We start from the raw sequence: 9,355 nt of genomic DNA, 5'->3' as shown, positions 1-9,355 counted from the left end.
AATTTAGGCTAAATACTTGTTTAATAAATCTTCAAATTAAACTTATTAAAATAGGAGAGGTTGCTGATAAACTGCTTTAGCTTAAAATAGTAATTAATTTTGATAACGAAGATTAGGTATGTTGTATAGGATATAAAAAGATAATTTAGGGGGGATTATTAAAATATATATAAAGGTATTACTAGGAGAAAAAGTGGGGCGATTGACGGGGCTTGAACCCGCGACAACCGGAATCACAATCCGGGGCTCTACCAACTGAGCTACAACCGCCACTACACACACCTTGTTTGGTGTGGCGCGCATAATACATAAAATAATAAATGTTGTGAAGCCCAAAAGTGAAATAAATTAAAATAATTTAAACCATGCGAATGTAATCAGCGTTGGGCAATTAATATTTACCCATACCCGGGGGGATATTTGGCACATAATTGCCTGTAAAAAATCGAATACAGTTGCATTTAATAGTATCAATTCATTATTTCATGAGAATAAATTGTAAATTAATGTATAATAATGCCCGAAAACGCTTAATAAAAAACATTTGGAGTAAATATGGATTCAGTACTTAATTGGCTCAACGAAAACTCAGGCCTAATCTTACATTATGGTATTCAAGCTGTTGTTGCGCTTGTTATCTTTTTAATTGGTAGTCGTGTTGCTAAGTTTTGTTCTAACTTAACTGAAAAAGGTTTTGCTAAGAAGAAAGTAGATAAGGCAGTTGGATCTTTTGTTGCTAGCATCGTGTTCACTCTTGTGTTCGCAGTAACCATTTTAATGGCGCTTTCGCAAATTGGCATTGAAACAACTTCGTTCATTGCTATTTTAGGTGCTGCAGGCTTAGCTGTAGGCTTAGCATTACAAGGTTCATTATCTAACTTCGCATCAGGCGTACTTATTATTTTACTTCGCCCGTTTAAATCTGGTGACTTTGTTGAAGCTGGTAATAAAATGGGTACTGTTAAGAAAATCGAAATATTTTCAACTGAGCTTCGTACTCCAGACAATAAAGTAATCATCGTACCAAACTCTCAAATAATGTCTGGTGCTATTACTAACTTCTCGCGAGAGTCTACTCGTCGTATCGATTTAGTTATTGGCGTTGGTTACGATGCTGATTTACGTCATGCAAAAGAAGTATTAAAATCTGTATTAGATGCAGAAACGCGCATACTTAAAGATCCAGCTTACAATGTATCTGTAAATGAGTTAGGTGATTCAAGTGTTAACTTTATTGTTCGCCCTTGGGTTAACGCTGCTGATTATTGGCCTACTTACTGGTCATTAATGGAAAATATTAAAATCGCATTAGATGATGCAGATATTACTATCCCATTTCCACAAATGGATGTTCACTTTCACAAGCAAGACTAATTTTAAATAGTTATTTAATTAAAGTTATCTTTAATTGTTGTAGTGATAAAATAGCTATTAGTTATAAAATTTCATGCAGTATTTACTGCATGAAATTTTTTACATTATTACTTAGCTGTTTAGCTTGCTCTAACAAGTAATGCTTTAATAAAATAGATATACATTTATACAAAGGTTGTTTTTTAATGAAATTAAAGTTTTTATCAGTTTTAGTTGCAGTCTCTGCTGCAACAAATGCATTCGCGGCAGACGTAGATCAAAAAACGTGGGAAGTTACTAGTGAGCTTGGTGCTATTGTCACAAGTGGTAATACAGAAACGACCACACTCAAAGGTGGTATCAAGGTACAGCACAATCTTGAACACTGGAACAACGAATACAAGCTAGATGGTATCTACAAAGAAGATGAAGTTGAAGATGCTAATGGCGACAAAAACAAGCAGCGCACTAACGAAAAGTATTCAATTTCTGCACAAGGTAATTACAAATTAAATGAAGATCATTCTCATTTATTCATTTATGGTTCACACGTTTCAGATTATTTTGGAGCTTATAGAAGTGAGTCAGTAATTTCTGCAGGTTACGGTTTACGTTTATTAAACGAAAAAACCATGTGGTTAAGTGCTGAAATTGGTCCTGGTTATAAATACTTTGAATACCCAGATGACAGCACTGAAATTGATGACAACGGTAACTCTCTTGCTGGTGAATTTGAAGGCGAAGTAATTGCCTTGGGTAAGTTAGATTACAACTGGCAAATTTCTGAGAATGCACGTTTTACTCAATTAGTTGCTGTTGAGTACGGTGATACAAACACTAAAACTCGCTCTGAAACTGCATTACTTGCAAAAATAAACGGCTCGTTACAAATGAAAGTCGCTTTTAATGTCACTAACAACTCAGATGTTGCTGACGACAAAGAAAGCACTGACACTGAAACGTCATTCACGTTGGTTTACAGTTTTTAACCAATGTAACTAAGTTAATGACACTAAAGTGACAAAAGGGACGAAAGTCCCTTTTTTATTTGCTCAAAATTAATGTATTATAGCCACCAATTTTGGTTGTAGACCTAGGGATATACCTACTCGTGAAAGTTTTTATACAATTTATTAGTGCTTTTATTCTACTTTGTAGTTTTAGTACTTTGGCTTTTACGCCAACAGCTTCTCAAATTGAGCAATTTAAAAAGCTGCCAAAAGCTCAGCAAGAAGCCCTAGCAAAACAATACGGTGTCGATGTATCAACGATCACTGGTACAAACCAATCTAATAATGAAAATAATACAGAGCAGAAAAGCACTGTTGGCGAGCGTGCAGAGCCAGAGAAAGAGCAGCTAACAGATGAAGAGCGGTTCAAACCAAAAGAAGACGAATTAAAACCATATGGTTACGAGTTGTTTGCAGGTGAACCCACTACATTTATGCCAAGCGAAAATGCTGCAGTACCAGATACCTATATTGTAGGTCCTGGCGATCAGTTAAAAATCAACTTTTATGGCAAAGAAAGTGACAGCTTCGAAGTCATAGTTGACCGTGAAGGGCGTATTAGTATCCCTGATCTAAGCCCTGTAGAAGTGGCTGGTTTAACCTTTGCTGAAATTAAAGAACTAATAAAAGTAAAAGTAGAGCAAGAGGTAATAGGTGTAAAAGCTTTTGTATCGCTTGGTCAGCTTCGTAGCATGCGTATTTTAGTGCTAGGTGAAGCTTATAAGCCAGGTAGCTACAGTGTTTCTTCATTAACAACAGTCTCGCATGCATTATTTGTAAGTGGTGGTGTATCAGATATTGCTTCTCTTCGTAACATTCAAGTTAAACGAGCTGGCAACGTAGTTGCAAATTTTGACCTTTACGACTTACTTATTAATGGCGATAGCAGTAACGATATTGTATTAAAATCGGGCGATGCAGTATTTATTCCATCGGTTGGTGCTCAAGTAAGAGTTGAAGGGGCAGTAAAGCGACCAGCTATATTTGAACTTAAAAAAGGCGAGTCGGCCAAGCAGTTATTAGCAATGGCCGGAGGTCTTAAACCAAATGCCTATGCCAAAAGTGCAATTGTAGAGCGCTTTAACTTCGATCGTAAAGAAGTACTCTCGGTAGATTTTTCAAAATCACAAATTAACTATATTCCACAAGATGGCGACCGTATTCGCTTTAATTCAGTTAGCTCTCAATATCAAAATTCGGTTAGCCTAATTGGTGCAGTAGCACGCCCAGGCAATTATCAATGGCACCAAGGTAAGCGTATTTCTGATGTACTTAAATCAGTACGTGGTGACTTACTACCGCAAGCAGATTTAAGCTATGGACTCGTAATCCGCGAAATAAATATAAACGGCGATATAGAAGCGCATCAGTTCGACGTTGCTCAAGCGATTATTAAAAACCCTGAAAACAACTTACAACTTAAAGCTAATGACAAAATTGTTGTATTTAGCCGTTTTGAAGAAAAAGAAGTAGAACAATCAGCTCTAGCAAATATGGCTCTTAGCCAAGAGCAACAAGAGCAGCAACAAAAAGCCGAGCAATGGCATAAGTTTGAGCAAAAAGAGTTCGAAAAATACATTGGTGTTAATCAAGAAGGTGAAGAGCTTGTTCTTGAAGACAATAAAATACTCACTATTGCTGAAATTTCTAAACGCAAAGCAAAAGAAGAAGACCAAGAACTCAAACCTGAAGATTATGCATTATTTAGTCGCTATAATTTATTAGCGCCAATTATAGCTAGATTTAAGCAGCAAGCTTCAGTGAGTCAAGCTATGCAACTTGTTGAAATTAGCGGGAACGTTACATTTCCAGGTATTTACCCATTAATGGTTGGTGGTGAAGTGCGTGATTTAGTTACTGCTGCCGGTGGATTGCTGGAGTCGGCTTATGTAAAACAGGCAGAGATTACTCGGATTGTTGAAAGCGACAGCTCTCAAATTGAGCACTTACGCCTAGATTTAGAAAGCGCAATGCGCGGCGATTTACAGAGCAATATCATGCTAAAGAGTAAAGACAGTATTAACGTATTTGCTATCCCAAATTGGCAAGAAAACGTAAAAGTAGAACTTAAAGGTGAACTTAGATTCCCGGGCACTTACACTATCCGCCGTGGCGAAACATTAACAGAGCTATTAGAGCGCGCAGGCGGCTTCTCTGAATTTGCAGAGGAGAAGGCTGCAGTATTTACTCGAGCTTCTATAAAGGAACAGGAGCAAGAGCAGTTAGCTCGTTTATCAACAGAGCTACGCCGTGATATTGCATCAAAAAGCTTTCAAAATTCAGTAAGCAGCAACACACTTTCGTATGATGAAATGAATATGCTTCTAAATGATTTAGCAAGTGTAGAAGCTGTGGGGCGCTTAGTTATCGATTTACCTTTAATTGTTGAAAACAAACAAAACTTAGTACTTCAAGATGGTGATGTTTTGTATGTACCTAGTAAGCGTGATTCAATCAGTGTGATTGGTGAGGTTAATTACTCAACATCACACTTGTACAAAACGGGCGTTAGCGTTGATGATTACATTGGTCTGAGCGGTGGTCTTAAAGAGCGCGCTGATGAAGATAGCATTTACATAATTAAAGCTAACGGTTCGGTGAAAATTCCTGATACAGGTGGCTGGTTTACGGCTAATAATACAGAGCAGTTAGAGCCTGGTGATACAATAGTGATACCAATGGATGCAAGTCATATGGATAAGCTAACACTTTGGAGTACAGCAACGCAGATTATGTACCAACTAGGTGTAGCGGTTGCTGCTATTAGTGGTATTTAATAGAAAGTATGTTTTTTCTAATGGCTTGAGTAGAACGAAAGTATTTCTAACTTAAGTTTGTATTAGCGCTATTAAAACTATTTTAATAGCTGATAGCAAAATATGAGATGTAAATGGATAATAGCTCTAATAATCATACAGATAAAAATAAGCCTATGATTGCTTATGACATTGCTGATGACGAAATCGACTTAAGAGAACTGCTTACTGCTATTTGGCAGGGTAAATGGATTATTATTGTAGTAACCATTTTATTTGCAGTGGCGTCTGTTTTTTATGCGATTAATCAGCCTAACATTTATAAGTCAGAAGCTTTATTAGCACCTGCAGAGCAAGAGCAGCAGGGAGGACTAGGTGCATTAGCAGGTCAGTTTGGCGGTTTGGCTAGTTTAGCAGGTGTTAGTTTAGGTGGCGGTAGTGTAGATAAAACTCAGATGGCACTTGAAGTGTTGCAATCGCGTAAATTTACCAGCGAGTTTATTAAAAAATATAATATATTGCCTGATTTAATGGCCGCAAAATCGTGGAATAGTCAAAATAACACAATAAATTATAACAAAGACCTTTATTTAAAAGGTGAAGCTAAATGGGTTCGTGAAGTTGAACCTCCTTTTAAGGCTGAACCTTCAATGCAAGAAGCTTACAAAGAGTTTACAAAAGTACTTTCTACAAATGCGAATAAAGAAAATGGTATGGTGACTATTTCAGTAGAGCATGTATCACCATATATTGCAGAGCAATGGGTAAGTTGGCTAATACAAGAAATAAACTCAACCATGAAACAGCGCGATGTAGTCGAAGCAAATAAAAGCACTAGTTTTTTAATTTCACAAATACAACAAACCAAAATTGCTGATATTCGTGCTGTACTTTATAAATTAGTAGAAGAGCAAACAAAAACCATTATGTTCGCTAATGTACGAGATGAATATGTTTTCAAAACAATTGATCCAGCTATCGTGCCAGAGAAAAAGTTTAAACCGCAAAGAGCTTTGATTTGCTTTGTAGGGGTTTTGTTAGGGTTTTTTATTAGTTGTGTCTTTGTCTTAATGAGATATTTTATTAAACAGGGAAATAGTAAACCTATAAAATAAGTCAGATTAGGTTAAAACTATAAATAAATTTTAAATAAACACTACTTTCGATGATTAAACTTTGAGTCATAAGTAACACGGTATTTATTTACACATAAGACAAATTGGAATTTTTAATTGTTTACTAAGAGTTTTAAATCAAAAAAAGAAGCATTAAAGCAAAATAAAATATATGTATTTTGCCCAAATGAGTGTGTTTCTAATATCGTAGAAATTATTAATGCCCATTCATTTGAGCTTGTAATTAATGACTTCTCACTAATTGACTTTACTGAAAAAGTCATATGTCATTATAGAAGTGCGCAGCTTACAGATGAACAGCGCGCTTTTTTAGTAAGGGCAACGGAAAGTGGTGCCTGGGTAGAGCCATTAGTTAGTTATCTAGATGGTAGATTAAACTATACAGAAGTACATTTATTGAATAGTAGCTACTTTCTACATCAAAAGGCATTTTCAATCTTATCTAATAAAAGAACTCAAATAACTAAAAGAGTTTTAGACATCGTAAGTTCAGTATTTTTACTTATTGTAACGTTACCGTTTTCATTAACTGCTGCATTATTTATTAAATTAGAAAGCCCTGGCCCTATTTTATATAAACAAAAAAGAACAGGCCAATACAATGAAGAGTTTAAAGTTTACAAATTTAGGTCAATGCGTAGTGATGCTGAAAAAAATGGTGCTCAATGGGCTAGTGAAAATGATGTAAGAATCACAAAAGTAGGTAAATTCATTCGAAAAACACGGATTGATGAAATACCTCAGCTAATAAATGTTCTACAGGGAAGTATGTCAATAGTCGGTCCTAGGCCCGAGCGAGAAGTCTTTATCAAAGATCTTGAAAAAGAAATTCCGTACTACCGCTTCCGCCATGCAGTGAAACCCGGTGTTACCGGTTTAGCGCAGGTTAGGTACCCATATGGCGCATCGGTAGAAGATGCAATTTGGAAGCATAAATACGACATTTATTATATTAAGCACCACTCTACAATATTAGATTTAAAAATTCTTATGCTTACAATTAAAACTGTAATTTTTGGTATGGGCCGCTAACAGCGTGAAGGGTTAAATCAATAAATGCAGCTTCATGAAGCCGTTAAAAAAAATAAATTAGGCTTAAATAGATCACTAAGCGCAATATTTATAAGCATTTTAATTTTCTCGATTTATAACCGAACATTTTCGCTTGGTTTTGATATTCGGTTTTTAGTTTTCCCGTTTTTTATTTCGAGTTTAATTATTGCATTGCTAGTAAAAGTAAAATTTGGTGATTGGGTAGTACCTACTCGCGCTGTTTTACTAACATTATTACTTACATTAATAGTGATTCAAGATCAAATTGCTTGGCAATTTTCTGATATTGATAAGAATACTACCGTATATAAAAATGTAATTATTTTGTATATATATAATTTTTTAATAGCTATTTATTTTTTGCTAAATAAAAAATATTTAAATGATAAAGTATTAATAAATTCAGTGCTCTTATCTAGCTTTTTTTTGTCTCTTTCTTGCTTGTACCAAGCTATGACTGGCGATTTACCATTTGTATCTATAGGGTCTTCCGGTGAAGCATTTGAGGATAAACTATCATTATTAGGTGTAAGGCCATCAGGTTATGCACACGATCCAAACTATACTTCACTACTAATGGTTTTTAGTATTTATATTATTGTTAATATTAAAAAAACTATTTTTAATAGAGCTCTATTATTAGTCTGTTTGCTTACCCTTTTTGCCTCAGGTTCAAAAACTGTTTTATTAATCAGTGCTCTCCTGTTGGTTAGGTTAATGTTTATTAAATTAAAAATTAAAGTAATTTTCAACATAGGTTTCATTGCTTTTATTTTGTTCGGCGCTGTAATTGCTTTCTCTCTTTTTGAGCACTTATCAACGTTTTCTCAGCGATTAGTTATGTGGCGATTAGCTCTAGATGGATTTTACGAAAGACCGGTATTAGGGTATGGGATAACAGGGGTAAGGAGTTTACTCGAGTTAAGTATGCGTTATGTTCAACCTCATAATGGATGGTTAGCTATATTAGTAGATCATGGGATAGTGTTATTTACGCTTATTATTTCTGGTTTTACATATATGTTATTTAATACGCAAAAAAGAGCTAATAGATACCTAATAATAATATTTTGTTTTCTCTCAATTTCTAATGAAATGTGGGTGTACCCATACTGGATACTTTTTTTAGTAGTTCCATTTGTATATAACTTAGGTGAAAAACGTGTCTAATCAAGAACAATTAGTAAGTGTATATATTCCCTCTCACTATCGTCCTAGTGACCTTAGTAGATCACTCAATTCGGTTCTGATTCAAACACATACTAATATTGAGGTGATAGTAGCCTTGGATGGGAAGTGTGAAGACTCTATTTCTCTTTTAGAAGGCATTGCAAATAAAGACCATAGGCTAAAATTCTTAGTTAATGAGCAACCTAAAGGGGCATGTAATGCAAGGAATCGTGCTATTGATATGGCCTCTGGGGACTTTATAACTGGGCTAGACGATGATGATATAATGGAACCCGATTGTATTCAAAGTTACCTTGCAGCTTGGAATGATAGATATGCATTACTTTGTGCTGATTATTCTATCTTTGGGGTGCACTCAAACAGGTTTGATTTAAATAAAACTGAGTATACACACTTTGATCTCGTTGAAAAAAATTACGTGGGGAACCAAGTATTTACAAAGTTAGATACTTTAAAAAATAATATTTTTGATGAAAAAATGGTTGCATGGCAGGACTATGACTGTTGGTTTCGCGTTGTTTTAGCTCAAAATAAGCCTTTTTTAAAACTGGGAAAAAAGCTATATAAAGTAAATGTGGATCCAAATAGAGAAAGAATTACAACGGGCACTAAAACAGCAACAGGTGCTATACAGTTTTTAAGTAAACATGCTGAGTATTTGAAAGACAAAGTAACATTCTGGTTACTGAATGATCTTGTAAATCGAGGGCAAAAAATCCCCCTGTGGTTAGTAGTTGCTCTTTTGTCTAGTTCACAATCGAAAAGAGCTGTTTATTTTTTTCTTAAACATTCCTTTTTAGGAAGTTTAGTATTTTCATTAAAAAACTTTTTAGCAAAGTTTAATTAATTCATTTTA

At 35.0% G+C, this 9,355-nt stretch carries 7 protein-coding genes and 1 tRNA gene; 7 read left to right on the top strand and 1 reads right to left on the bottom strand.

Features of this window, described 5'->3' with window-relative positions:
• Positions 1-194 precede the first annotated feature (194 nt).
• Positions 195-270, bottom strand: a tRNA-His gene (locus BW142_RS02590).
• Between the two features lie 285 nt (positions 271-555).
• Here BW142_RS02590 and BW142_RS02585 point away from each other — a divergent pair.
• The 7 genes from BW142_RS02585 (at position 556) to BW142_RS02555 (ending at position 9,346) form a co-directional block, all read left to right on the top strand.
• Complete coding sequence (locus BW142_RS02585) at positions 556-1,374, top strand: mechanosensitive ion channel domain-containing protein (RefSeq protein ID WP_076923769.1); 819 nt, start codon at positions 556-558, stop codon at positions 1,372-1,374.
• Positions 1,375-1,559: 185 nt separating this feature from the next.
• A complete protein-coding gene (locus tag BW142_RS02580; RefSeq protein WP_076923768.1) occupies positions 1,560-2,342 on the top strand; it encodes a DUF481 domain-containing protein in 783 nt (260 codons plus the stop codon).
• Positions 2,343-2,464: 122 nt separating this feature from the next.
• Complete coding sequence (locus BW142_RS02575) at positions 2,465-5,140, top strand: SLBB domain-containing protein (protein WP_076923767.1); 2,676 nt, start codon at positions 2,465-2,467, stop codon at positions 5,138-5,140.
• 113 nt (positions 5,141-5,253) lie between these two features.
• On the top strand, positions 5,254-6,234 hold the full coding sequence (locus BW142_RS02570) for a Wzz/FepE/Etk N-terminal domain-containing protein (RefSeq protein WP_024597836.1): 981 nt from the start codon (positions 5,254-5,256) through the stop codon (positions 6,232-6,234).
• A gap of 117 nt (positions 6,235-6,351) precedes the next feature.
• Positions 6,352-7,287 carry an exopolysaccharide biosynthesis polyprenyl glycosylphosphotransferase gene (locus tag BW142_RS02565; protein ID WP_024597837.1) on the top strand — a complete coding sequence of 312 codons (936 nt, stop codon included), beginning with the start codon at positions 6,352-6,354 and terminating at the stop codon, positions 7,285-7,287.
• Between the two features lie 24 nt (positions 7,288-7,311).
• Positions 7,312-8,478 carry an O-antigen ligase family protein gene (locus BW142_RS02560; RefSeq protein ID WP_024597838.1) on the top strand — a complete coding sequence of 389 codons (1,167 nt, stop codon included), beginning with the start codon at positions 7,312-7,314 and terminating at the stop codon, positions 8,476-8,478.
• Positions 8,471-9,346: a glycosyltransferase gene (locus tag BW142_RS02555; RefSeq protein ID WP_024597839.1), complete on the top strand. Its 876-nt coding sequence runs from the start codon at positions 8,471-8,473 to the stop codon at positions 9,344-9,346. The genes BW142_RS02560 and BW142_RS02555 overlap by 8 nt, the downstream gene beginning before the upstream one ends.
• The last annotated feature ends 9 nt before the right edge of the window (positions 9,347-9,355 follow it).

The sequence above is a fragment of the Pseudoalteromonas sp. EB27 genome, from assembly GCF_001974875.1.
Classification (GTDB): domain Bacteria; phylum Pseudomonadota; class Gammaproteobacteria; order Enterobacterales; family Alteromonadaceae; genus Pseudoalteromonas.
The sequence above is the reverse complement of the archived record's forward strand: the minus strand, read 5'-3'. Positions and strand labels throughout refer to the sequence as shown.

Excerpts from the sequence above, each read along its gene's own strand:
- BW142_RS02585 (WP_076923769.1), top strand. The coding sequence starts at position 556 with ATGGATTCAGTACTTAATTGGCTCAACGAAAACTCAGGCCTAATCTTA.
- BW142_RS02580 (WP_076923768.1), top strand. The coding sequence starts at position 1,560 with ATGAAATTAAAGTTTTTATCAGTTTTAGTTGCAGTCTCTGCTGCAACA.
- BW142_RS02570 (WP_024597836.1), top strand. The coding sequence starts at position 5,254 with ATGGATAATAGCTCTAATAATCATACAGATAAAAATAAGCCTATGATT.
- BW142_RS02560 (WP_024597838.1), top strand. The coding sequence starts at position 7,312 with ATGCAGCTTCATGAAGCCGTTAAAAAAAATAAATTAGGCTTAAATAGA.